Source organism: Priestia sp. SRI_019, from assembly GCF_057586255.1.
The window spans coordinates 432262-456565 of sequence record NZ_JBYCZN010000001.1 but is presented as its reverse complement, the minus strand read 5'-3'; the positions used below and the strand labels follow the sequence as shown (position 1 = coordinate 456565).

The window sequence follows — 24304 nt, the reverse complement described above, 5'->3', positions numbered from 1 at the left end:
TGCCTGCTAAACCGAGATGATTACACTTTGAAGTTTGATGATTCTTCTTTTATTTTAATACATCTTTTACAAATTGTTCAATCATTGCTTCAAAATAAAACAAGACGGGGACATGATCACCCTACATTTACCATCACGATAAAAAAATCCGAACGAGTGGGATTCTCTATCAAGAATCTCAATTCATCGTTCGGATCTTCCTTCAGCTAAAATAGTTTTGCGCCAGCCTCTTTTTTAGCGCCAGCCTCTTTTTTAATAGACGGACGTATTCTCTTTAGACGTAGATTCTAAAATCTCTTTAACTCTTGCCAAGAATCTGCCGCACACCAAGCCGTCTAACACGCGGTGATCAAGTGATAAACATAAGTTAACCATATCTCGAACAGCAATCATGTTATCAATAATAACCGGACGTTTTACAATAGATTCTACTTGTAAAATAGCCGCTTGCGGGTAATTAATAATCCCCATTGATTGCACGGAACCAAATGAGCCTGTGTTGTTAACAGTAAATGTTCCGCCCTGCATGTCTTCAGACTTCAATGAACCTGTACGAACTTTTTGCGCGAGCTCTGTAATTTCACGCGCAATGCCTTTGATTGTCTTTTCATCGGCTTGTTTAATAACCGGCACAAATAAAGCATCGTCTGTTGCAACAGCAATGGATACATTAATGTCCTTTTTCTGAACAATACGGTCTCCTGCCCACATTGAATTCATTTGAGGGAATTCTTTTAAAGCTTGAGCCACTGCTTTTACGAAGAACGCAAAATACGTTAAGTTAAAACCTTCTTTTTGTTTGAACTCCGTCTTTAATGCATCACGATAAGAAACTAAGTTCGTTACATCAACTTCAACCATTGTCCATGCATGCGGAATTTCATGCTTGCTGCGAAGCATATTTGCTGCAATAGCTTTGCGCACGCCTGTAACAGGTATTTCTTGATCTCCTGCAGCAGACACAACAGGCGCGGGCTGCTGCGTTTTTGGAGCAGCTGCTGCTACAGGTGCTGCTGGCTGAACTGTTGATGCAGGTGTTTCTTTCACTTCAGCAGCTCCGCCTTTTTCGATAACAGCTAAAATATCTTTTCTCGTAATGCGGCCGCCCGCTCCTGTGCCTGTCACGGTATCTAAATTAATATTATGCTCTTGTGACAGACGCATAACAGCTGGAGAGTATCGGCTTTTATTGGATTGACTGTCCGCTGTTTTTGGCGCTGATTCTTCTACAGTCTTATCAGACGTTTTCTGTTCTTTTTGAGGTACAGTTCCTTCTACTTCAATTAAACAAATCACTTCTCCTACAGGCAAAGTATCATCTTCACCTGCAATTAACTCTTTAATTGTTCCGCTAAAAGAAGAAGGCACTTCAGCATTTACTTTATCCGTCATGACTTCAGCTAACGGGTCGTACTTATTTACGTGATCTCCAACAGAAACGAGCCATTTGCTAATTGTACCCTCTGTTACACTTTCACCGAGCTGAGGCATCGTAATTTTTTCAATAGCCAATTGATACAACTCCTTTTAAAATTGAGCTAATTCTCTCATTGCTTTTTCTACTTTATCTGGATTCACCATAAAATATTTTTCCATTGTTGGTGCATACGGCATAGCTGGAACATCGGGGCCAGCAAGGCGCTGAATTGGCGCATCTAAATCAAATAAGCAGTGTTCAGCAATAATAGCTGCTACTTCGCTCATAATGCTGCCTTCTTTGTTGTCTTCCGTTAAAAGCAGAACCTTACCTGTTTTAGATGCTGCTTCTATAATAGCTTCTTTATCAAGAGGATAGACCGTTCTTAAATCTAAGATGTGTGCTGAAATGCCGTCTGCTTCCAGTTTTTCAGCAGCTTGAAGAGCAAAGTGTACACAAAGACCATATGTAATAACCGTGATGTCGTCTCCTTCTCTCTTTACATCTGCTTTGCCAATCGGAAGTACATAATCATCTTCAGGGACTTCTCCTTTAATCAAACGGTACGCACGCTTATGCTCAAAGAAAAGAACTGGATCATCATCACGAATAGCTGCTTTTAATAATCCTTTTACGTCATAAGGCGTAGAAGGCATTACAATCTTTAACCCTGGCGTATTGGCAAACAGTGCTTCAACAGATTGAGAATGATAAAGAGCGCCGTGAACTCCGCCGCCGTAAGGAGCTCGAATTGTAATTGGACAACTCCAATCATTATTAGAACGATAGCGAATTTTTGCTGCTTCTGACACAATTTGGTTGACTGCAGGCATAATAAAATCAGCAAATTGCATTTCAGCAATCGGACGCATGCCGTACATTGCTGCTCCGATTCCTACGCCTGCAATAGCAGACTCTGCAAGAGGTGTGTCAATAACTCTTTCTTCCCCGAACTGTTCGTACAGTCCGTTAGTTGCTTTAAATACGCCGCCTTTTTTCCCTACGTCTTCTCCTAATACAAACACGCGGGAATCTCTTTCCATTTCTTCACGAATGGCCATTGTTACTGCATCAATATATGAAATAACCGGCATATGTTCTCCTCCTTACTCACCGTACACGTATTTTAAAGCCGATTCCGCTTCTGCATAAGGAGCGTTTTCAGCATAATCTGTTGCATCATTAACGATGTTCATAATATCATCAAGCATTTGTTTTTCTCGTTCATCGGTTAACACGTTAACCTCTTTTAAATAAGTCGCAAAGTACGCAAGCGGATCGCTCTTTTTAGCTTCAGACAATTCTTCTGCGCCGCGATATGCACGATCATCATCATCACTTGAATGGGCAGTCAAACGCTCTGAAACAGTTTCAATAAGAGTAGGCCCTTCTCCTCTGGATGCACGATCTCTTGCTTCTTTTACCACTCGGTATACTTCAAGGACATCGTTTCCATCAATTGTGTAGCCTGGCATACCATATCCAATCGCACGATCAGATACTTTTGCGCACCCTAGCTGCTTTTCAACCGGAACAGAAATCGCATACTTGTTATTTTCACACATAAAGATAACAGGAAGCTTATGAACACCTGCAAAGTTCGCGCCTTCGTGGAAATCTCCTTGGTTAGAAGATCCTTCTCCAAACGTAACAAACGTTACTAAGTCTTTTTTCTCCAATCGTCCTGCTAAAGCGATTCCTACTGCATGAGGCACCTGTGTTGTAACTGGAGAAGATCCTGTTACAATTCGCTTTTCCTTATGGCCAAAGTGACCTGGCATTTGACGACCTCCTGAGTTTGGATCTTCTGCTTTAGCAAACCCAGAAAGCATTAAATCGCGCGCAGTCATTCCAAATGCCAGCACAACACCCAGATCCCGGTAATAAGGTAATATGTAATCATTCTCTCTGTTTAAGGCAAAAGCTGCCCCAACCTGAGCGGCTTCTTGACCTTGACATGAAATAACAAAAGGCACCTTCCCTGCACGGTTTAATAGCCACATACGCTCATCAATTTTTCGTGCAAGCAGCATAGTTCGGTACATTTCAAGTACTTGTTCATCAGTTAATCCTAATGATTCATGACGGTTTTTTGTCATGTTTAAACCTCCTTTAATCATCAAAAATGAATCGCTTTTCCATCTACAGCTAATGAAGCTTCTCCCATCGCTTCTGAAAGGCTAGGATGAGGATGAATGGTATGAGCAATTTCCCATGGTGTAGCATCCAATACCTTTGCAAGACCCGCTTCAGAAATCATATCCGTCACATGAGGTCCAATCATATGCACACCAAGAACATCATTTGTGTCGGCATCGGCAATAATTTTAACAAATCCCTCTGCCTCTCCATATACAAGAGCTTTTCCAACGGCCTTAAACGGAAACTTTCCAACCTTCAGCTGAAATCCTTGCTGTTTTGCTTCTTGTTCTGTTAATCCTACACTTGCTGCCTCAGGGCTGCTGTATACGCATTTAGAGATTGTTGTATAATCAATCTTCAAAGGCTTGTCACCATGTAAATGCTCCACAGCTACAATTCCTTCGTGAGAAGCTACATGTGCAAGCTGCAGTCCGCCAATCACATCTCCAATTGCGTAGATATGAGATTCTTTCGTTTGATAAAAATCATTCGTGGCAATCACACCGTTTTCTACTACAATATCAGTATTCTCGAGACCAATTCCTTCGACATTCGCTTGACGCCCTACAGATACAAGCAGCTTTTCTGCTTCATATTCTTGCATATCGTCTCCTACTTGAGCGGAAATTTTCACCTGACCATCAATAGACAGTGTATCAGCCATTACTTTAGCAGAAGTAATAATGGTAACTCCTTTTGCTTTTAAAAGCTTCGTCATTTCACGGGAGATATCTTGATCTTCTGTTGGTAAAATTCGATCGCTGTATTCCACAACCGTTACATCAACATCAAAATCTGTGAGCATTGACGCCCATTCAATTCCAATGACGCCGCCTCCCACAATAATAATAGAAGCAGGAAGTGTTTCCATCTTTAATGCTTCATCTGAAGTGATTACTTTCTCTCCGTCAATCGTTAAACCAGGTAATGTTCTAGGACGAGACCCGGTTGCGACAATTACATTCTTTGGAATAAGCATTTCGTTTTCTTCACCGCTTTTTAATTCGACGGAGATAGTTCCTGGCATAGGAGAAAAAATAGAAGGTCCTAAAATACGTCCAATTCCTTCATATACGTCAATTTTACCTTTTTTCATTAGCTGTTTAACACCATTATGTAACTGTGAAACAATTTCTGACTTTCGCTCTTGTACACGCGCATAGTTCAATAGTACATTGGACGTTTCTACGCCAAATTCACTGCTTTTCTTAGCCGTTTGGTAGACTTCTGCACTTCTTAGTAAAGCTTTGCTTGGGATACACCCCGCGTGCAGGCATGTGCCGCCTAACTTATTTTTTTCCACAACCGCTACTGATAGACCTAACTGAGAGGCACGAATAGCTGCTACGTACCCTCCGGTTCCACCGCCGAGAATGACCAAATCATATTCTTTTGCCACACTGCTTCACACCTTTCTGCAAACGCTATTAAGCGCCTTTATATTCCTTCACTTCTTCTTCACCTGTAAGCACTCGGAGAGCCCCTTCAGCTAGCGCTTGAAGCTCATTTTCTCCAGGATAAACAATGACATCTGCGATCCACTTTACATGATTAATAATCAGCTCAACAAACGCTTTTGAATAAGCAATGCCTCCTGTTAAAATAATGGCATCTACTTTTCCATGCAATACTGTACTGGCAGCTCCAATTTCCTTCGAAATTTGATAAGCCATTGCTTCGTAGATAAGCTTAGCTTTTTCGTTTCCATTTTTCACTAGCGCTTCGACTTTCTGCACGTCAGATGTGCCCAAATAACCGACAAGCCCGCCTTTTCCTACAAGCATTTTCATAATCTCATCGCGGTAATACTGACCTGAAAAGCAAAGACGAACTAATTCACCAACCGGTACACCGCCAGCGCGCTCTGGACTAAAAGGACCGTCACCGTGCAGGCCATTGTTCACATCAATTACTTTTCCGCGTTGATGAACTCCGACTGTAATGCCTCCGCCCATATGGGTAACAATAACGTTCATTTGTTCATACGTGCTATTCATTTCTTTAGCCACTTTTCGAGCAACCGATTTTTGATTCAGCGCGTGAAAGATGCTTTTCCTTTCCATAAAAGGAGTTCCTGAGATACGAGCGATGTCACTTAGCTCATCTACCACCACTGGATCAACAATGTACGCTGGAATATTTAATCCAGACGCAATCTCAAACGCTAAAATCCCGCCTAAATTTGAAGCATGATGGCCGGCATAACCGTCTTTTAAATCTTTGAGCATGGCTTGATTTACTTGGTATGTGCCGCCTTCAATCGGGCGTAAAAGCCCTCCTCTTCCACATACTGCACTTAATTTAGATAAATTAATCCCTTCTTCATCAAGTGCCTCTAAAATCGAGTTTTTACGGAACTCATACTGTGCATATATCGTCTCAAACTGATTCATTTGCTGTGAATCGTAGCGGATTGTTCGATCAAAAATTGGTTTATCGTTGTGAAATACGCCAATTTTCGTGGACGTTGAACCCGGATTTATTATCAGCATTCGATATTCGTGCATATCCAACAAATGTCCTCCTACCTTATCATTCTCATAAACGAAGGCTAGGTCGAAAGGATTTCATTTATTCCTTTTGCCTAGCCTTCAGCTCAAACATTAGCGCGTATGACGTCTACTTAAAATATGCTGTCCATTTTGTAAAAATTGACTGCGTGAACGACGCAGCTTTTCAATTCTTTCTTCAGCTAAGCGATCTGCTGCTAGATAGGTTGGAATGCCATCTCGTTTTGAGATTTCAACTACCTTTTCAATATTATCATAAATACCTTCAACTTTTTTCAGCGCACGCTCACGGTTATATCCAACTAGCTCATCAGCTACGTTAATAACGCCTCCTGCATTAATAACATAGTCCGGTGCATATACAATGCCTAATTCATGGATTAAATCACCATGACGCGTTTCTTTTAATTGATTATTAGCTGCCCCTGCAATAACTTTTGCTTTTATTTGAGGGATCGTTTCGTCGTTAATCGTTGCTCCGAGTGCACAAGGAGCATAGATATCACATTCTACACCATAAATATCATTCGGGTCTACTGCTTGCGCACCAAATTCTTCTACCGCACGCTGAACAGCTTCTTTATTAATATCCGTTACAATAAGTTTCGCTCCTTCTTCGTGAAGGTGGCGGCATAAATTATATGCTACGTTTCCTACGCCTTGGACAGCTACTACTTTTCCTTCAAGCATATCTGTTCCAAATGCTTCTTTTGCTGCTGCTTTAATTCCTCGGTATACACCGTAGGCTGTGACCGGTGATGGATTGCCTGATGAACCAAAAGCAGGAGATACACCCGTTACATAATCCGTTTCCTCATATACAATATCCATATCCTCTACCGTTGTGCCCACATCTTCTGCTGTAATATATCGACCATTTAATCCTTGAATAAAGCGACCAAATGCACGGAACATCGCTTCATTTTTGTCTTTGCGAGGATCTCCGATAATAACCGTTTTCCCTCCGCCTAAATTCAAGCCTGCTGCTGCATTTTTATAAGTCATTCCGCGTGATAGACGAAGCGCATCTTCAATTGCAGCCTCTTCTGATTCATATGTCCACATTCTCGTACCGCCTAGGGCTGGTCCAATTGTTGTATCGTGAATCGCAATAATGGCTTTTAAGCCTGAATCTTTATCTTGGCAAAATAATAACTGCTCATAATCGTATGTTTCCATATAGTCAAAAATTTTCATTGTTAGTGCCTCCTAAGAATTCTGTTGAGCGACGCTGATAGCAAGCGCCAGTGAGTATAATTTACTTTCTGATGAATCTGCTCTGGACGTTAAGACGACCGGAGCTTTTGCTCCCGCTAGAATAGCTCCAACTTTTGCTTTAGCAAAATAAATGAGGGATTTATATAAGACGTTCCCTGTTTCAATTGCTGGAACGAGTAATATATCTGCTTGACCGGCAACTTCACTTTGAATACCTTTTTGCTTGGCTGCTTCTATATTAATGGCATTGTCGAGTGCTAAAGGTCCATCAATAACGCAGCCTTTAATTTGTCCTCTGCGGTTCATCTGTGTAAGAAGTGCAGCCTCTACTGTTGCAGGCATCAAAGGGTTCACAACTTCAACCGCTGCAATAGGAGCTACCTTTGGCATCTCGATCCCAATCGAGTGGGCAACGTTCACCGCATTTTGAATGATTTGAACTTTCTCTTCCAGAGACGGCGTAATATTCATAGCTGCATCTGTTACAAGAATCGGACGGTCATAGTGAGGAACGTCAAACACAGCTACATGTGATAAAACATTTCCCGTACGCAAACCATGCTCTTTATTTAACACAGCTTTTAAAATAAGCGATGTGGATAAATTCCCTTTCATTACGATATGAGCTTGACCTTGCTGAACTGAACGCACAGCCAATTGAGCCGCTTCTAAAACGGACTCCGTATGTACGACCGTCACAGCCTTATGAGTGAGTAAGGATGGGCGGTACTGCCTGAATAATTCATTAATTGTCGTTTCGTTGCCAAACAAAATAAATTCAGAAACTTCCCTTGACACAGCTTCATACACTGCCTCAATTGTTTCTAAGTCTTCAGCTGCAGCAACAGCAACAGTCAAAGAAGACTGCTTAGCAACCCGAGATAAGATGGTAGCAAGAGTCATGGAATGTTCGACCTCTCCTTTTTCATTCTTTCTTTTGCTCCGTTTTAAAGAGCATACTGCGCGTTTATGCAGTCACCTAAAATACATGCAAGATTTGTGCCATCCACTGCATATATTACATAATATAGCTGCTTATATCCGTTCTTACGCACAAAAAAATTTTTTTATTGATTCTAACACCAAATAGAAAAAAAGAATACCTCTCTATTTATATGCAATAAATTGCACACCATGCATTTTATTGCATGCTGTTATTTGCAAGATTGTATTTTTCCAACTTATAATACAAAGAACGCAGGGAAATATTGAGCTGTTTTGCTGTTTTCGTTCGGTTATATTCGTTTGCAAGCAGCACTTTTTGAATAAGTTCCCCTTCGTAATTTTCCATCATGTGCGCTAAAGTCTTCCCTTCGAATACTACCTCTTCCTTCACCTGATTTTTTTCTTTTTTGCCCTTGCCTTCAAGTGAAGGGAGATGAACAGAATCAATCATTGTTTCTGTATAGTGCATATAAATAATCGCTCTGCCTAATATGTTTTCAAGCTCTCTGACGTTTCCTGGCCAGTCGTATGATCTTAATGACTGTAAAGCCCGCTCTGTTACTCCTTCAACATGCCGGCCGTAATCTTGATTAATTTTTGTAATTAAGTGTGTAACAAGCGCACCAATATCCTCTTTTCTCTTCCGAAGAGGAGGTATGTGAATCGGAATTTTGTTTAGCCGATAATACAAGTCCTGTCTGATGCTTCCATCAGCCATTCCTTTTTCTAAATTCACATTCGTAGCTGCAATAACGCGAACATTCACCGGAATAGGAGTCGTTCCTCCAACGCGAATAAGCTCTTTTTCTTGAAGCACCCGAAGCAGCTTAGCCTGCATATGAGCTGAGAGCTCCCCGATTTCATCTAAAAAGATGCTACCGTTATTGGCTTCTTCAAAAACGCCGCGTTTCCCGCCTCTTTTTGCCCCGGAAAAAGCTCCTTCTTCGTACCCAAAAAGTTCGCTTTCAAGCAAAGACTCGGAAAGCGCAGCACAGTTAATCCGGACGAATTTATTAAACTTTCGGCTGCTCGCATTATGAATCGCATGTGCAAACAACTCTTTACCCGTCCCAGATTCACCTCTCAGCAAAACAGTAGCTGGTGTTTTAGCAGCAAGTCTAGCCTGCTCAATTGCTAACTGAAACTCTTCAGATTGACCAATGATATCAGCAAATGAATATTTCGCTTCCAGCGTTCGGATAATTTGACGCGCTCTCTTGAGTTCATTTGTAAGCTCTTGAATTTCAGACATATCATGAATAACGCCAACGCTTCCTTTTAATTTCCCGTCGACAATAACGGGTGCAACATTGACAACCACGTCTCTTTTACTCGGACCGAGCCTCATTCTTACACCTCGAACAGGACGCCTTGTTTGCAGCACCTTCATGTGCATACTGTCTCCTTCAGAGATATCGGCAGTCGCGGGCTGACCAATAATATCCGTCTTTTTTAAACCCGTAATTCTCGTATAAGCAGGATTAATTAAAATCCCTCTTCCTTCTTCATCGACAACTGAAATAGCTTCTTCAGAAGATTGAATAATTGCTTGAAGCATAGTTTGTACTTCTTTTAAGTTCGTAACTTCTTCTGCCAATCCGACAACGTCCGTAATATCTTTAAAAATCGAAAAGGCCCCAAACAGCTCTCCATTCTCGTCGAGTATTGGTATTCTAGTCGTAATTACCTTCCGTCCCCTATCTAACACAAATTCACTATTTTGATCAATCGTTTTTGTATGAAGAACATCAACAAGTTTACTATTTGGAATAACTTCATGAAGATGCTTACCAATTACATCTCTGTGTGAAAAGTTCGTCAAGCGCTCGGCACTTTGATTAAATAGCGTAATATATCCATTCCTATCAATCACGACCATCGCATCATGAGCTGCGTTAAAAATAAGATCATATTTATACGATTCTTGCTTTAACCGTTGAATTAACTCTTCTTTTTCCTCCATCAGATTGGCCATAATTTCAGCAACCAATCCCGGCACTACCAGTGCATCAGCGGGTTTGCTTCTTTGCAATTGTTGAAAGACGCCTTGTTTACCTGTTGTTTCAACAATGACATCGAGCTGCTTTGTCATATAAGGCTCCCAATTCATTCCGGTTGAAATATCTTGTTCTTGCGCATGCAAAACAGCCGGCGCGTTAGCTCGTACGTCTACTACACCAATCACTTTCATAAATTCTGTTTCCAACAAGATTTTCAGAATAGCTAATCCGCCTTTTCCTCCTCCAACGATCAACACATTTTGCATATTTTTTCACCTTTTCTACTTAATATGTACATATCCCGTGCAAAATATTGCATATACCTATCATATAAAAAAAGAAACGCTCTTGACAATTTATTTAGTTCTTTTATGATTCAAGTATAACGGTTTCATAATGTAAACGCATTCATTTTAAAAAAGAGAAGCGAAAGGAGCAATTATGGTTCGAATTATCGCACTGCTAATCTTACTTATTCCCGGTATACTCGCTGGCTATGGCATTAAACTTATGAGAGATATGATTTTTGGCATCCTGCAATCCCCGTTCCCTTCTTTATTTTCGCAATTTTCAGTCGGGCTTCTATTATTTTTAATCGGCCTTGGATTTGTTGCTGGCTTTATTCTGCACAGAGACCGCAAGCGAAACAAAGTTCAAAACCGATTTCAAAAAGATAAAAAAACATCGCATTAATGCGATGTTTTTTTACGAAAAGCGCCCTCCAAATTGCTTCACCAATTTTTCTGGATAATCAGTAATAACGGATTCACATCCATATTTCCGAAGCTGCTCAGCTACTTTTACATCATTTACTGTGTAAGGTCGCACTGGAATTTGACAATCTTTTGAAGCGGCTACATTTACTTCATTAACGGTACGCTGATTAGGGTGAAGAGCTTTTGCGCCAAGATGCTGCGCATATACCCAAGGCTCATACATCGGATAAGAGTATAAAATAGCTGTTTCAATCGTAGAATCCAGGGAACTAATTCGGGCTAAGCTGTTATGATTAAAAGACGAAATCATCGTTCGATCCTTCATCTTGTATAAATAAATTAAATCCAAGACTTTCATTTCCAAGTATGGATAGTCAAATATATTGTTTTTCAACTCGATGTTTACGCTAATTCCTTCACTTGAAGCCCACTCCATTACTTCATTTAACGTGGGGATTTTACATACTCCATACTTTTTTTTGAACTTATAGCTCGCATCTAATTTTTGTAAATCTTGATACGTAAAATCTTTTACATACCCTTTTCCATTCGTCGTTCGATCTACTTTTTCATCATGAATTACAGCAAGTTCTCCATCCTTTGTCATATGCACATCAAGTTCAATTCCGTGTGCTCCGACTCTCGCTGCTTCTTTGAAGGAAATCATCGTATTTTCAGGAAACGTTCCAGCTGCGCCGCGATGACCTATTACAAACATACTTGCTCAACTCCTCTATTATCACTTATTATTAACTTTAGCATTACTTAATAGTGAAAGCACGAATTTACTGTTTATACTTTTTCACTTTCATTACTTTATATGCAAAAGGAGGTCGTTGTGTATGAGACCACTGCAAATTTCACCGGATACAGCCGTAAAATTAGCGGAACAATTGAATATCCCCCTCGAGCAATTAATGCATATGCCTCAGCATATTTTGCTGCAGAAACTTGCTGAATTAAATGCGAGCGAAGATAAAAAAGGATCTGAATAACAGATCCTTTTTTCTTTTGAATTTTCATTTCCAAAAATAGTATTACCCTCTCATTTCATTCCCTATAACATATATTAGAATATTTAATAATATAAATGTATTTTTAAAAATGCTTTTAAATAAGTAATTTAATACTTTCTTGTGTATATTTAATTATTTTTTGATTTTTCCATATAATTTCATTGACGAAATTATTATTTTTCTACTAAAATAAAAAGACATTATATTTATTCCAGTACTTATATTCTGATTTTTTTATCAATTCAAACAAAAGGATTAAATAGTATGAGAAAAATTTAGGAGGACTTCATTATGCAAGCAGCTGTACAACACGAAAATCAGCAGCCAAATGGGTCTAGGAAAAAACACCCTCCTGGACTGTACTTATTATTCGCTACTGAGGCATGGGAAAGATTTAGTTATTATGGAATGAGAGCCATTCTGGTTCTTTATTTAACTGCTACCGCTGCTCAAGGTGGACTCGGGGTAGATAAAGCAACAGCACTGAGCTTATATGGAACATTCACTAGTGCTGTTTACATTACGCCGATGATTGGCGGATATTTAACAGACCGCTTCCTCGGAAGAAGGCTAGCCATCACTATCGGTGGTGTGATTATGGCACTCGGGAATTTTTCCATCTTCATTCATCAAAGTGTAGCCGCTTTGTATATCGGACTTGCTTTATTAATTATCGGAAACGGATTTTTCAAACCAAATATCTCCACATTGGTCGGAGATCTTTATGAAGAAAATGATCCTCGCCGTGACGGTGCTTTTACCATTTTTTATATGGGTATTAACTTTGGTGCATTTTTCGCACCGTTAGTTGTTGGATTAATGAGTTACAAATACGGATTTTTAACAGCAGCTATCGGAATGGTTGTTGGACAAATTTTATTTAACCTACTGGCTAATCGCTACTTAGGTGATATCGGGAAAGAGCCTACAGGAAAAGTTCACGCAGCGGCATCTCAAACATCAACTGCTCCGCTGTCAGCACGAGAAAAGAAAAGAACGGTTGCTATCGTTATTCTAGCCTTCGTTGTTATTGCTTTCTGGACAGCTTTTGAACAGGCCGGAAGTTCTTTAACGCTATATGCTCAAGATCAAATTAATCGTCAAATAGGTAGTTTCACGGTTCCAACAGAGTGGTTCCAATCATTGAATCCGCTGTTTATCATGATTTTAGCACCAATTATGTCACTAGTTTGGTACAAGCTCGGAAATTCAAAACGCGGTGATTTCAAAACACCAACAAAAATGGGTATGGGACTTGTAACAGTGGGATTAGGATTCTTAATTTTAATTCCAGCCGTTATGTATACTGGTAATGATCCAGCTTTAAAAGTAAATATCCTGTTCATGATTTTCACTTACTTCCTGCACACGCTAGCTGAGCTTATGATTTCACCAGTAGGGCTGTCTATGGTAAGTAGACTGGCTCCATTAAAGCTTGCTTCTCTTTTAATGGGGGTATGGATGGCAAGCTCTGCTGTTGCTAATAAGCTAGCGGGTGTTCTTGCATCTTATACACAGTCTTTAGGTTATTTCGATATCTTCAGCTTAATCGGAGCTGTAACAATTGTACTAGGAATTATTGTTCTGTTCCTTTCAAAACCGATTGCTAAATTAATGGATTAAAAAAAGCAGCCTTTTCTGAAGGCTGCTTTTTTATAATTCACTTATCCATATCCCATCTAAAATATGTAGATAAATTTTTTAATGCATCTTCAAAATCTTCCTCTCTGTTCATTTCTACAAGTCTTTTCACCCTTTGTTCTACTTTATTTTGGTCATAGTCTTTCATGATCAGATATCCACGACCAATTTCAATATCTTCAATTGTACTGTAAAGCCTTGTAGGACTTATAACTTCAAATGAAAACATATCTGAAGCGCCTTCAACACCTTTTAAGCCAACATCTAATTGATAATAAATACAAAAATCTTCGAAGGTTTCTCCCCAATCTTCATGAATGATAGTAAGGGCTTTGACAATCATTATGTTATTCAACTCCTAAGTCGCACATAATACACGGCTGTTCGTTATAAAAACTCCACGCTAAGTCGATCTACTATAATTTCTGCATATTTACCCATGACCTCTGGATAATCATCTAAATAACCGTCTTCATCTATCACATGTAAACCCGCATCAATAAAACCGTCCCAAACAATTCCTCGAACCACATACGCATATGCTTCCCCAATTCTCTCTAGCTCTTTGAGTCTTTTTTCAATCAAGCAGACAAGTAAATCATTGATCATTGTAAAACTTATACGCACTGGATAACGCTGCCCTTCCTTAATTTCATACGAACAAATATCAATAAACGCTGTAAATACTATACCATTTATATCTAACGTAACTTCTCTTTCCAACTTTTTATTTAGGTTCGTTACTTTAGCAAAATAGTTCATTTAATCACCTCATGAGCTCAAAACTTAAGAGTTTTTAAAATACTCCTTTTCATTATCCAAAAAGTGTTTTAAATCAGATACTAATCTGTTACTATTTTCTTCTGCAGAGTGCTCTTCTGGACGATATTTATCATCACTTGAAGGAAGATAGTAGATAAAACTTTCCAGCTCACGAGGGTATTGAAAATCAGCATATACTTCAGCAACAGCTTCAAGGAATGCCGACCCATCATCTCTATAGGCTTTTTTCAATGACTCTAATATCCCATATCTCCATTTTCTTGTTTCGTATTCAAATTTGTCTCCTTCTTCTAAAAGCTCTTCCATATTAAATTCTTCTAGTATTTCGATTAATACTCTTTTATAATTTATTTCTTCAGATCCCCATGCAAGCTCAAGAATGTTAGCATCTTCTACATCGGGAAACATCTCTAAGTATTCAATTGCATAATGAGTTAGATGGCTATGATCTATTACCCCTAGTTCCAAACCTACATACAAAGTACCCCAACTATAAGCTATGTTTTGTTGTTTTAATACATCAATATTATATTTCATGTAATCACCTTCAGGAGCTTTATCAGTTAATTGATTTGGTTAATGTGTATGAAACGCTATAAATTTTTATCTTATTGCAAACCTTAGACCATCATACCATTTATATAAATTATTTTAACGTCCTACAGTCCTACAGTGAATATGAAGGGAAACAAGAAGGAGGATCCACTCCCCTCAATATTTCCCCCTCTTAAAACAAAATAAAAGGACCAATGAATTCTTAAAATCCATCGGCCCTGCCGTAAAAAGTTTATTGGTTTTCAGTTTACTATCTAGTGTAAATTCCAAAAGTTTATCGGCATGTACTCTGTATTACAAAAGGTATAAACTCACTCAAAACCCCGTAATTCCAGCAGTCCTATCCCTTTCAACTCGCTTTATGCTCAAGGCGTAATTTATCCGCAACCATTGCAATAAACTCCGAATTCGTCGGCTTCGCTTTTGACATGCTGACAGTATATCCGAATAATGAAGAAATGGAATCAATGTTTCCTCGGCTCCATGCTACTTCAATGGCATGACGAATGGCGCGCTCAACGCGGCTTGCCGTTGTATTATATTTTTTTGCAATATCAGGATACAGTACTTTTGTAATTGACCCAAGCAGCTCAATATCCTTGTATACCATTGAAATGGCTTCTCTCAAATATAAATAGCCTTTGATGTGAGCAGGTACACCAATTTCGTGAATGATGCTCGTAATGCTTGCATCTAAATTTGCTGGTTTGCTGTCGCGATGTGAACGCATGGAAGAAGATGAACGTTGCATAAATGAAGATGTTTGTCCGCTAACTTGACGAATATGATTCACTAAGTTTTCCATATCAAACGGCTTTAGAATAAAATAAGCAGCTCCTAAATCGACCGCTTTTTTCGTTACGTCTTCTTGACCAAATGCCGTTAGCATAATGACATTTGGATAATTTTCTTTTTTCATTTCTTTTAACTGACCTAAAACTGCTAATCCATCTAGATGCGGCATAATAATGTCTAATACAAGAACATCCGGATCTTTATCTTTTAAAATGGATAAACACTCTTGTCCATTGTAAGCTACTCCGATTACTTCCATGTCTTCTTGCTCTGAAATATAATCTTCAAGCAAACCAATTAGTTCCCGATTATCATCAACCAAGCATACTTTAATTTTTTTCAATGCAGCTTCCTCCTCAGTCCTTTATGTTATACGTCGTTTCCTACGTGTCTCTATTCTTTATTCTAAAGGACAAATTCGACAATGCAACATTATTTCCTTTATTTTTTTAGAAAAAAGTCTTTTAAATGGAATTTATTCGATTTTCTCTTATTTTCTTTGTTTTTCGACGTTTTTCTCGTACATTTACGACAATAATTTTTATCAAAAAAAGCGAACTAATGACAACATTAGCTCGCTTTTTTTCGATTATTTTTATAAATATCAATTCCTGCTTCGTTAAGCATCCATTCAATATGGACACCATAACCCGAGGTAGGATCATTTACAAAAACATGGGTAACCGCTCCAACGACTTTACCGTTTTGAATAATCGGGCTCCCGCTCATTCCTTGAACAATTCCACCTGTTTTCTTTAACAATTTAGGATCTGTAATTTTAATAACCATTCCTTTAGTAGCCGGAAACTTTTGAGGTATAGTACTCATAATTTCAATATCAAATTCTTCCACTTGATCATCATCTACTACCGTTAGAATTTTAGCCGGTCCTTCTTTTACTTGATGAGATAGGGCAATTGGCATTGCTTTATCCATTATTCCGTTTTCCATCGTTGAAGACAATTTTCCAAAAATACCAAAAGGACTATTTCGTGTAATATTTCCAATGATTTGTCTATCTTCAGAAAACCTTGCTAGCTTTTCACCGGGAACGCCGTTAGAACCTTTCTCAATTGATGTAACGGTCGAACGGACAATTTGTCCATCTTCTACTACGATTGGCTTTTTTGTATCCATATCCGAAATAACGTGGCCTAAAGCGCCGTATTTTTTAGATTTTGGATCATAAAAAGTCATTGTGCCAATTCCTGCAGCTGAATCACGGATGTATAAACCAATTCTGTACGCATAATCTTGCTTATCTTTTAACGGATACAGCTTAGTATCAAACTGCTTTTTTTCTCTTAAAATATGCAGATTTAATGGTTCACCCGTTTTTCCTGCCTGCTGAATAAACGGTGTAATATCACTCATTTTTTCAATGGTTTTACCATTAATCTTCGTAATCATATCTCCAACTTGAATACCCGCAATTTCGCCAGGAGATTTTTTACCTTTTGCTGTATCTACCTGATGATAGCCTACAACAAGAACACCTTTTGAATTTAATTTCACACCGATTGACTGTCCACCTGGAATGACTTTAAAATCAGATAATACCTGCACGTCTACACGCTTTACAGGAATACCGGCCAAATGAAGCATCAACTCTTCTTTGCCTACCTGTTTGCCTGCTATGGTCAGCTTCGCCTTGTTACTTGTTACATCGTAAACAGGTGATGAAGCTTCTACGCTAAGCGGTAATGTCGTATTAATTTTTTCTTTTTGCTGTTCAAATAAGACGATTTGTTTTGGAATGTGTATATATTGTTGCACAACTGGAATAAATCCTACAAAAATGAACGAAACAAGGAGAATCGCACCAATTATATGTCTGTATCGATTTTGCATGTTTTCACTCTCCTCGCTTCCTCGCCTAAATGGCTACACATTTAATTTAGCCTTCTTAGAGCGCATTTATAACAGAAGTTCAGAGAAAAATGAAAAGAAGTGCAAGGAAACATTTTCAGTTCCTCCATTTTGTATAAAAAAACACCTTTAACACATACTGTTACGTGTTAAAAGGTGTTTTATTAAATGGTGTGCTTCATCTTATCCGCTAAATCTAAAAGCTCTTTGGCATGCTCCTTTGTTAAGCTTGTAATTTCAGCTCCTGCAATCATTCGACCAATTTCTTTTACTTTTTCATCAAGAGTTAATGGAAGAACAGACGTCGTTGTACGATCACCTTTTATCTCTTTAGCAATAAAGAGATGAGTATCTGCCATTGCTGCTACCTGAGGCAGATGAGATATACAGAGAACTTGTGAATCAACAGAAATAGCATGTATTTTTTCACCGATCGATTGAGCTACTCTTCCACTTACGCCTGTATCAACTTCATCAAAGATAATGGACGTCACGCCTTGATGCTTAGAGAAGATGCTTTTTAACGCCAGCATAATTCTTGACAGTTCTCCTCCTGATGCTACTTTTGCAAGAGGTTTTAACGGTTCACCAGGGTTGGTAGAAATATAAAACTCTACGTTGTCAATGCCGTCTTTGGTGAATTTTATTCTTTCTCCATTTACTTCAACGTCATTTTTACCTGCATTTACAACAGAGAATTTAATTTGAAATACAGTCTTAGCCATATACAGTTCTTGAAGCTCATGATGGATGCTGTCCGTTAACTCTTGAGCAAGTTTTTTTCGAATAGCTGAAACATTATTAGCTTCTACTAATAAATCCTGCGCTACGCTGTTTAACTGTTCTTTGATCTTGCTCACATGCGTATCTCGATTTTCAATACGATCAATTTCATCTTCAATTTGTGCAGCATATTCTAGAATTTCATCTACACTTTGACCGTATTTACGCTTTAAGTGATTAATTTCATTTAAACGCGCTTCAATAAAATCTAAGCGTTTGGGATCAAATTCTAATAAATCAAGCTGCTGACGAATTTTATAAGATGCGTCTTCTAGCTGATAGAAGCTCGATGAAATGATCTCAGAAATTTCGGCATAGTTTTTTTCCAGTGACGAAATATCCTCCGTATGATTCATGGCTACGCCTACCCAATCTAAACCTTGGTGTTCACCGTGCAGCGCATTGTACGCATCGTTTAGCGACGTATAGATCTTTTCAAAGTTAGAAATCTTCAAACGCTCTTCATTTAGTTCCTCGTCTTCGTTCAGCTGCAAATTTGCCGCTTTGATTTCATCTAATTGAAATTGAATAAGATCGAGGCGATGTGCCATCTGCTGTTCATTTTCAGTTAATTGATCGAGCTGCTTTTTTAGCGATGTATACCTAGAAAATACCTCACGATACTCCGTCAAAGCCTCTTCTACTTTTTCTCCTCCATATTGATCAAGAAGAGTTAAGTGACGATCTTGGTTCATTAAATCTTGGTGCTCGTGCTGTCCATGTATATCAATTAAAGTCTGTCCAACTTCACGTAGGATAGCTAACGTTACGAGCTTACCGTTGATCCGGCAAATACTTTTCCCATTTGTAGTGATATCTCGGCGAAGCACAATCATTCCATCTTCCACTTCTAAACCGACTTGTTTAGCTTTTTCATGACTTGGATGCTGTTCTTCATCAAATAAGAAAAGTCCTTCAATTTCGGCCCTGTCTGTTCCGTGGCGGACAAACTCCGAAGAGCCTCTTCCACCTACTAACAATGAAATGGCATCAATAATAATCGATTTCCCCGCTCCTGTTTCGCCTGTTAATACCGTTAAGCCTTTTTCAAATGAAACAGAAAGTTCATCAATAATCGCAAAGTTTTTAATGGATAATTCAGCTAACAACCTGCTTCACTCACCTTTATAACATTTCTAAGAATCGGTCTGATATAATTTGCGTATCTTCAGGAGTACGGCAAATAATCAAACATGTATCGTCTCCACAAATTGTTCCTAATATTTCATCCCAGTCCAAATGATCAATTAATGCGCCAATCGCATTTGCGTTTCCCGGTAATGTTTTCATCACCAACATATGCCCAGCTGAATCAATTTTTACAAATGCGTCCATAAGAGAGCGCTTTAACTTTTGTAAGGGATTAAAACGCTGATCTGCAGGCAAGCTGTATTTGTATCGACCGTCCATCAAAGGCACTTTGACTAAGTGCAATTCTTTAATATCACGAGAGATTGTTGCCTGTGTTACATTAAAACCTTGGTTTTTTAAAATATCTACCAATTCATCCTGTGTTTCAATATCATTATTCGTGATAATATCACGAATTTTAATATGTCTTTGCCCTTTATTCATGTTGGCACCTCACATTAATATGTAATCTTCTTTTTGTTTTGTTGTTTATAAGTCTTTCACTAATTAAGTAGCATAATGTGTTCAACTTGATTATGCACCTTTTGTATAAAGAGTCATAATCAAATCGCCAATGCTAAGTCTTTGCTTAACATTGGCCATTATTACTTTTTCTCTTTTAACGTCTTATGTGCTTCTTCGACTACTTCATGCACAGTAAGCGGAGCTTGATTTTCACCAAGTTCACGCTCGCCTTTCCAGCGCAGGTGGAGAAGAAATTCGATATTTCCATCTCCTCCCGTTATCGGTGAATACGACATGTTATATACATCGTATCCTTGACGAAGCGAGAAATCCACCATGCCTTGAAGGACTTCTTCATGCACTTTTGAATCACGCACGATTCCTTTTTTCCCAACTTGCTCTCTTCCAGCCTCAAACTGTGGCTTAACGAGCGCAACAACATCGCTGTGTGGAACAAGAAGTGTTTTTAACACAGGAAGAATGAGTCTTAAGGAAATAAATGATACATCAATAGAAGCGAATTCAGGCAAGCCTCTTGATAAATCAGCTGGCGTCACGTAACGGAAATTTGTTCGTTCCATTACTTCTACTCGCTCATCTTGACGAAGCTTCCAAGCTAGCTGATTATAGCCTACGTCTAGCGCATAGGACATCTTCGCTCCATTTTGAAGCGCACAATCGGTAAAGCCTCCAGTAGAAGAACCAATATCAATCATGATTTTATCCGCTACATGGACATTAAATTCTTTAATTGCTTTTTCAAGCTTAAAGCCGCCTCTGCTGACGTAAGGCATTACTGCACCTTTAATTGTCAGCGGCGTATCGCGTTCAATTTTCTCTCCCGGCTTATCCAAACGGACTTCATTCGCATAAACAAGTCCTGCCATCACTGTACGCTTTGCTTTTTCTCTTGTTTCAATCAAACCTCGTTCTACTAATAATACATCTACTCGTTCTTTTTTTGTCACTTAACTTCAAGCCTCTTTTGTGTTGGTGTTACGAGTTTTTTAACTCGATTTATAATCTCTTCTTTGGTTAAGCCAATTTCTTCTAAAAGTTTTGTTACGCTGCCGTGCTCGATAAAGCGATCTGGAATCCCCATACGTTCAACGCGCGTATCATAATAGCCGTGCTCTGATGCAAACTCTAACACCGCACTTCCAAAACCGCCTTGAAGTACCGCTTCTTCTACCGTAATCACAGGCTTATTCGTTTGGAAAATCTCATGAAGCATTTTTTCATCCAGCGGTTTAATAAAACGAGCATTGACCACTTTGACGCTGATTCCTTGCTTCTCAAGTTCTGCTGCTGCATCCATCGCCATTGAAATCGTTGTACCAAACGTTAAAATGGTTGTATCTGAACCTTCTTTTAATACGTCCCATGTACCGATCGGAATGTTTTTCAGTTCTGAATCTAGTTCAACACCTAATCCGTTTCCTCTAGCGTAGCGCATAGCAATCGGACCTTCTTCATAAGTCAAAGCAGTATGAACCATGTGCTGGCCTTCATTCTCGTCTTTTGGCATCATAATAACAAGGTTAGGCAAATGACGTAAGAATGCAATATCAAACACGCCTTGATGCGTTTCACCATCAGCACCTACTAGCCCAGCGCGATCAATTCCAATAAATACATTTAGCTTCTGGCGGCAAATATCATGAACCACCTGATCGTATGCACGCTGTAAAAACGTAGAATAAATAGCTAAAAAGGGCTTCATATTTTGAGTTGCAAGACCAGCGGCCATTGTTGTTGCATGCTGCTCTGCAATCCCAACATCAAACATACGATGTGGAAACTCTTTTTGAAATGCTTCGAGTTTTGAACCTACAGGCATTGCTGGCGTTACGGCTACAATGCGATCATCTTCTCTAGCCATCTTCAATACCGTATCACTTACTAATTTACTCCAAGCAATCGGAACATTTTTGTCTTTAATAAAGTCACCAGACTCAATTTTGTAAGGGCCTGTACCATGCCATGCTCCGCTTTTATCGCTTTCCGCTGGCAAGTACCCTTTCCCTTTTTTCGTAATAACGTGAATCAGTACCGGTCCTTTTGTTTTCTTTGCATATTGTAACGTTTCCAATAAATCGTCATAGCTATGGCCATCAACCGGGCCTAAATACGTAAAGCCAAGATCTTCAAAGAACATGCCTGACACGACCATGTACTTTAGGCCATCTTTTACACGTTCTGCCGTTGCTGCAAGCTTCCCGCCTACTGCAGGCACTTTTTTCAGCAAGACTTCAAGCTCATCTTTTACCCAGTTATATTTGCCCGCCGTGCGCAAACGTCCTAGAATACTGTGTACAGCACCCACGTTAGGAGCGATAGACATTTCATTGTCATTTAAAATAACGGTCATATCCGTTTGCTCGTGCCCGATGTGGTTAAGCGCTTCAAGAGCCATACCACCTGTTAAAGCTCCATCCCCAATGATAGGAACAATATGAGCTTTTGTTTTTTGCAAATCTCTTGCAGCAGCCATTCCCATTGCGGCTGAAAGAGATGTAGAACTATGTCCCGTTTCCCATACATCATGCTCACTTTCGTCACGCTTTGGAAAACCGCATAATCCTTTATATTGACGGATTGTATCAAACTCTCCCGCTCGTCCTGTTAAAATTTTATGGACATACGACTGATGCCCCACGTCCCATAAAAATTTATCTTTTGGGCTGTCAAATACTTTATGGAGTGCAAGCGTTAACTCAACAACCCCCAAGTTTGGCCCTATATGACCACCAGTTGCAGAAAGCTTTGTAATTAAAAAACGACGAATCTCTTCACTTAGTTCTTCTAATTGTGTTACTGACATTTTCTTTAAAAACTCAGGATTTTTTATCGTTGTAAGATCCAAGGTGGATCACTCACTTTCGTACTTGTTATAAAGTTACCTTAATACATTGTCTATTGTTTTATACGTATAGTCAATTTTTAGTATTTCCTTATTACTTACAATACCTTTGATATTCTATCAGTAAACCAGTGATATTCAAAGGAAAACAGTGAAAAAATAGCCGCTAACACAAATGTGATAACGGCCACCAAGATATTGTATATGTCTTTCAAACCTATGCACTACGCTTTTATACAGTAGTAAAATCATTATAGCATAGCCCCTATTGGGACTCAATCTTATTTTACTGTATCACTCAAAAAACCTGACAGAACTCGTCATTAGCTATCACGTTTTGCTATATATAAACAAATTTCTTCTAGTAATCCGTGCTTAATTTGAGCTTGACGTAACGAAAGAAGTGCTTGTTCAACATGATACTGTAACTTTTCTTTGGCCGCTTCCATACCTAACAAAGAAGGATATGTCGTTTTTTCATTTTCTGTATCACTGCCAATTGGCTTTCCTAATTTTTCTTCAGACCCTTCCACATCCAAGATGTCATCTTGAATTTGAAACGCTAACCCTACATGCTTACTGAATTCTTCTAATAATTCTTGCTGTAGAGGCGTAGCTTTTGCAAGAATAGCTCCTGCTTTTACACAAAAACCTAGCAGCTTCCCCGTTTTGTGAAGGTGAATATATTCAAGCTCATCTAGCGTGAGCTGCTTTTTTTCGCCTTCCATATCCGCAACCTGTCCGCTGATCATACCTTCTGTTCCGCTTGCTTTTACCAGTTCTGTAATGAGCTGAAGCTTCATATGTGATGTCATCTCAGGATGTGCCGCTTCAGAAATGAGCTGAAAGCTATTTGTTAAAAGAGCATCTCCAGCTAATATAGCCGTTGCTTCGCCGTACACCTTGTGATTCGTCGGTTTACCTCTTCTTAAGTCGTCATCATCCATGCTAGGTAAATCATCGTGAATGAGAGAATATGTATGAATCATTTCCACTGCACATGCTGTTTCTAATCCCATGCTCTCGTCTTTTCCAAACGCATGTAGCGTGGCGAATAACAGCACTGGGCGAAGTCGCTTTCCTCCTGCCGTAAGAGAGTAAAGCATGGATTCCTTTAAGTTAACCGGAGCATGTAATGCTTTTACCACTTCAGGCAAGCGTGTTTCTACTCGATCTTTTGTAAAAGAAATATACTCTTTTAAATTCATTTCATTCACCATCACTCTTCCTCCTGCACCGAGAATGGCTCAAGCGTTCCGTCTTCACGTAAAATAGTTTCCATTTGCTTTTCAATATGCTGAAGACGATCGTGACAGAATTTTGAAAGAGTCATTCCTTCTTGGAATTGTTGAATTGCTTCTTCTAAAGGCACGTCGCCTTCTTCTAGCTTGTTTACGATGGTTTCTAACTGCTCCATCGCCTCTTCAAACGTATACTCTTTGTTTGTCGCCATTT

General features: G+C 39.1%; 23 protein-coding genes. 3 read left to right on the top strand and 20 right to left on the bottom strand.

Going from position 1 to position 24304, the window contains the following annotated elements:
* Positions 1-252: 252 nt before the first annotated feature.
* The 8 genes from AC2YJL_RS02350 to AC2YJL_RS02315 all read right to left on the bottom strand — a co-directional run bounded on the left by AC2YJL_RS02350 (position 253) and on the right by AC2YJL_RS02315 (position 10498).
* Complete coding sequence (locus tag AC2YJL_RS02350; RefSeq protein ID WP_251568805.1) at positions 253-1512, bottom strand: dihydrolipoamide acetyltransferase family protein; 1260 nt, start codon at positions 1510-1512, stop codon at positions 253-255.
* 15 nt (positions 1513-1527) lie between these two features.
* Entirely contained in the window at positions 1528-2511 is a 984-nt protein-coding gene (locus AC2YJL_RS02345; protein ID WP_013084975.1) for an alpha-ketoacid dehydrogenase subunit beta, read from the bottom strand.
* Positions 2512-2523: 12 nt separating this feature from the next.
* On the bottom strand, positions 2524-3516 hold the full coding sequence (locus AC2YJL_RS02340) for a thiamine pyrophosphate-dependent dehydrogenase E1 component subunit alpha (protein ID WP_013084976.1): 993 nt from the start codon (positions 3514-3516) through the stop codon (positions 2524-2526).
* A 20-nt stretch (positions 3517-3536) separates the two neighbouring features.
* Positions 3537-4958 (bottom strand): dihydrolipoyl dehydrogenase, encoded by a 1422-nt coding sequence (lpdA, locus tag AC2YJL_RS02335; RefSeq protein WP_028410669.1) that lies wholly within the window; start codon positions 4956-4958, stop codon positions 3537-3539.
* Between the two features lie 28 nt (positions 4959-4986).
* Positions 4987-6066 (bottom strand): butyrate kinase, encoded by a 1080-nt coding sequence (gene buk, locus AC2YJL_RS02330; RefSeq protein ID WP_372586389.1) that lies wholly within the window; start codon positions 6064-6066, stop codon positions 4987-4989.
* 96 nt (positions 6067-6162) lie between these two features.
* Positions 6163-7266, bottom strand: coding sequence for a branched-chain amino acid dehydrogenase (gene bcd, locus AC2YJL_RS02325; protein WP_013059125.1), 1104 nt, complete (start codon positions 7264-7266; stop codon positions 6163-6165).
* Positions 7267-7278: 12 nt separating this feature from the next.
* A complete protein-coding gene (gene yqiS, locus AC2YJL_RS02320) occupies positions 7279-8190 on the bottom strand; it encodes a phosphate butyryltransferase (protein WP_028410667.1) in 912 nt (303 codons plus the stop codon).
* A 238-nt stretch (positions 8191-8428) separates the two neighbouring features.
* Positions 8429-10498: a sigma-54 interaction domain-containing protein gene (locus tag AC2YJL_RS02315; RefSeq protein WP_251568807.1), complete on the bottom strand. Its 2070-nt coding sequence runs from the start codon at positions 10496-10498 to the stop codon at positions 8429-8431.
* A 175-nt stretch (positions 10499-10673) separates the two neighbouring features.
* Here AC2YJL_RS02315 and AC2YJL_RS02310 point away from each other — a divergent pair, with 175 nt between their 5' ends.
* A complete protein-coding gene (locus tag AC2YJL_RS02310) occupies positions 10674-10925 on the top strand; it encodes a DUF2627 domain-containing protein (RefSeq protein WP_230933573.1) in 252 nt (83 codons plus the stop codon).
* A gap of 12 nt (positions 10926-10937) precedes the next feature.
* Here the strand turns inward: AC2YJL_RS02310 and AC2YJL_RS02305 are convergent, their stop codons facing one another.
* Positions 10938-11666 (bottom strand): glycerophosphodiester phosphodiesterase, encoded by a 729-nt coding sequence (locus AC2YJL_RS02305; RefSeq protein ID WP_251568808.1) that lies wholly within the window; start codon positions 11664-11666, stop codon positions 10938-10940.
* A 124-nt stretch (positions 11667-11790) separates the two neighbouring features.
* On the opposite strand from AC2YJL_RS02305, the gene AC2YJL_RS02300 reads away from it, so the two are divergent.
* On the top strand, positions 11791-11943 hold the full coding sequence (locus AC2YJL_RS02300; RefSeq protein WP_013059130.1) for a YycC family protein: 153 nt from the start codon (positions 11791-11793) through the stop codon (positions 11941-11943).
* Between the two features lie 312 nt (positions 11944-12255).
* Entirely contained in the window at positions 12256-13587 is a 1332-nt protein-coding gene (locus AC2YJL_RS02295; protein ID WP_013084983.1) for a peptide MFS transporter, read from the top strand.
* Between the two features lie 37 nt (positions 13588-13624).
* Here AC2YJL_RS02295 and AC2YJL_RS02290 read toward each other — a convergent pair whose 3' ends face one another.
* From AC2YJL_RS02290 to AC2YJL_RS02240, 11 genes are all read right to left on the bottom strand, one after another.
* Positions 13625-13948, bottom strand: a complete 324-nt coding sequence (locus AC2YJL_RS02290) for an Imm8 family immunity protein (RefSeq protein WP_251568809.1) — start codon at positions 13946-13948, stop codon at positions 13625-13627.
* A gap of 44 nt (positions 13949-13992) precedes the next feature.
* A complete protein-coding gene (locus AC2YJL_RS02285; RefSeq protein WP_230933575.1) occupies positions 13993-14367 on the bottom strand; it encodes a hypothetical protein in 375 nt (124 codons plus the stop codon).
* A 24-nt stretch (positions 14368-14391) separates the two neighbouring features.
* Entirely contained in the window at positions 14392-14925 is a 534-nt protein-coding gene (locus tag AC2YJL_RS02280; RefSeq protein WP_230933576.1) for a DUF2247 family protein, read from the bottom strand.
* Between the two features lie 367 nt (positions 14926-15292).
* Positions 15293-16081, bottom strand: a complete 789-nt coding sequence (gene spo0A / locus AC2YJL_RS02275; protein WP_013084985.1) for a sporulation transcription factor Spo0A — start codon at positions 16079-16081, stop codon at positions 15293-15295.
* Positions 16082-16308: 227 nt separating this feature from the next.
* Positions 16309-17589 carry a SpoIVB peptidase gene (spoIVB, locus tag AC2YJL_RS02270; protein WP_230933577.1) on the bottom strand — a complete coding sequence of 427 codons (1281 nt, stop codon included), beginning with the start codon at positions 17587-17589 and terminating at the stop codon, positions 16309-16311.
* A 182-nt stretch (positions 17590-17771) separates the two neighbouring features.
* Entirely contained in the window at positions 17772-19499 is a 1728-nt protein-coding gene (recN, locus tag AC2YJL_RS02265) for a DNA repair protein RecN (RefSeq protein ID WP_230933578.1), read from the bottom strand.
* Positions 19500-19515: 16 nt separating this feature from the next.
* Positions 19516-19965, bottom strand: a complete 450-nt coding sequence (ahrC, locus tag AC2YJL_RS02260) for a transcriptional regulator AhrC/ArgR (protein WP_013059136.1) — start codon at positions 19963-19965, stop codon at positions 19516-19518.
* A gap of 161 nt (positions 19966-20126) precedes the next feature.
* Entirely contained in the window at positions 20127-20954 is an 828-nt protein-coding gene (locus AC2YJL_RS02255) for a TlyA family RNA methyltransferase (protein ID WP_014458249.1), read from the bottom strand.
* On the bottom strand, positions 20951-22852 hold the full coding sequence (dxs, locus tag AC2YJL_RS02250) for a 1-deoxy-D-xylulose-5-phosphate synthase (RefSeq protein ID WP_028410662.1): 1902 nt from the start codon (positions 22850-22852) through the stop codon (positions 20951-20953). The genes AC2YJL_RS02255 and dxs overlap by 4 nt, the downstream gene beginning before the upstream one ends.
* A gap of 320 nt (positions 22853-23172) precedes the next feature.
* On the bottom strand, positions 23173-24069 hold the full coding sequence (locus AC2YJL_RS02245) for a polyprenyl synthetase family protein (protein WP_251568811.1): 897 nt from the start codon (positions 24067-24069) through the stop codon (positions 23173-23175).
* Positions 24069-24302, bottom strand: coding sequence for an exodeoxyribonuclease VII small subunit (locus tag AC2YJL_RS02240; protein ID WP_013059140.1), 234 nt, complete (start codon positions 24300-24302; stop codon positions 24069-24071). The genes AC2YJL_RS02245 and AC2YJL_RS02240 overlap by 1 nt, the downstream gene beginning before the upstream one ends.
* Positions 24303-24304 lie beyond the last annotated feature (2 nt).

Bases quoted from the DNA above. Each gene is read 5' to 3' on its own strand.
- buk (WP_372586389.1), bottom strand. From the start codon at position 6,066: ATGCACGAATATCGAATGCTGATAATAAATCCGGGTTCAACGTCCACG.
- AC2YJL_RS02305 (WP_251568808.1), bottom strand. From the start codon at position 11,666: ATGTTTGTAATAGGTCATCGCGGCGCAGCTGGAACGTTTCCTGAAAAT.
- AC2YJL_RS02310 (WP_230933573.1), top strand. From the start codon at position 10,674: ATGGTTCGAATTATCGCACTGCTAATCTTACTTATTCCCGGTATACTC.
- yqiS (WP_028410667.1), bottom strand. From the start codon at position 8,190: ATGACTCTTGCTACCATCTTATCTCGGGTTGCTAAGCAGTCTTCTTTG.
- ahrC (WP_013059136.1), bottom strand. From the start codon at position 19,965: ATGAATAAAGGGCAAAGACATATTAAAATTCGTGATATTATCACGAAT.
- AC2YJL_RS02315 (WP_251568807.1), bottom strand. From the start codon at position 10,498: ATGCAAAATGTGTTGATCGTTGGAGGAGGAAAAGGCGGATTAGCTATT.
- AC2YJL_RS02240 (WP_013059140.1), bottom strand. From the start codon at position 24,302: ATGGCGACAAACAAAGAGTATACGTTTGAAGAGGCGATGGAGCAGTTA.
- bcd (WP_013059125.1), bottom strand. From the start codon at position 7,266: ATGAAAATTTTTGACTATATGGAAACATACGATTATGAGCAGTTATTA.
- AC2YJL_RS02340 (WP_013084976.1), bottom strand. From the start codon at position 3,516: ATGACAAAAAACCGTCATGAATCATTAGGATTAACTGATGAACAAGTA.
- AC2YJL_RS02245 (WP_251568811.1), bottom strand. From the start codon at position 24,069: ATGGTGAATGAAATGAATTTAAAAGAGTATATTTCTTTTACAAAAGAT.
- AC2YJL_RS02280 (WP_230933576.1), bottom strand. From the start codon at position 14,925: ATGAAATATAATATTGATGTATTAAAACAACAAAACATAGCTTATAGT.
- AC2YJL_RS02285 (WP_230933575.1), bottom strand. From the start codon at position 14,367: ATGAACTATTTTGCTAAAGTAACGAACCTAAATAAAAAGTTGGAAAGA.
- AC2YJL_RS02295 (WP_013084983.1), top strand. From the start codon at position 12,256: ATGCAAGCAGCTGTACAACACGAAAATCAGCAGCCAAATGGGTCTAGG.
- AC2YJL_RS02290 (WP_251568809.1), bottom strand. From the start codon at position 13,948: ATGATTGTCAAAGCCCTTACTATCATTCATGAAGATTGGGGAGAAACC.
- AC2YJL_RS02300 (WP_013059130.1), top strand. From the start codon at position 11,791: ATGAGACCACTGCAAATTTCACCGGATACAGCCGTAAAATTAGCGGAA.
- spoIVB (WP_230933577.1), bottom strand. From the start codon at position 17,589: ATGCAAAATCGATACAGACATATAATTGGTGCGATTCTCCTTGTTTCG.
- AC2YJL_RS02345 (WP_013084975.1), bottom strand. From the start codon at position 2,511: ATGCCGGTTATTTCATATATTGATGCAGTAACAATGGCCATTCGTGAA.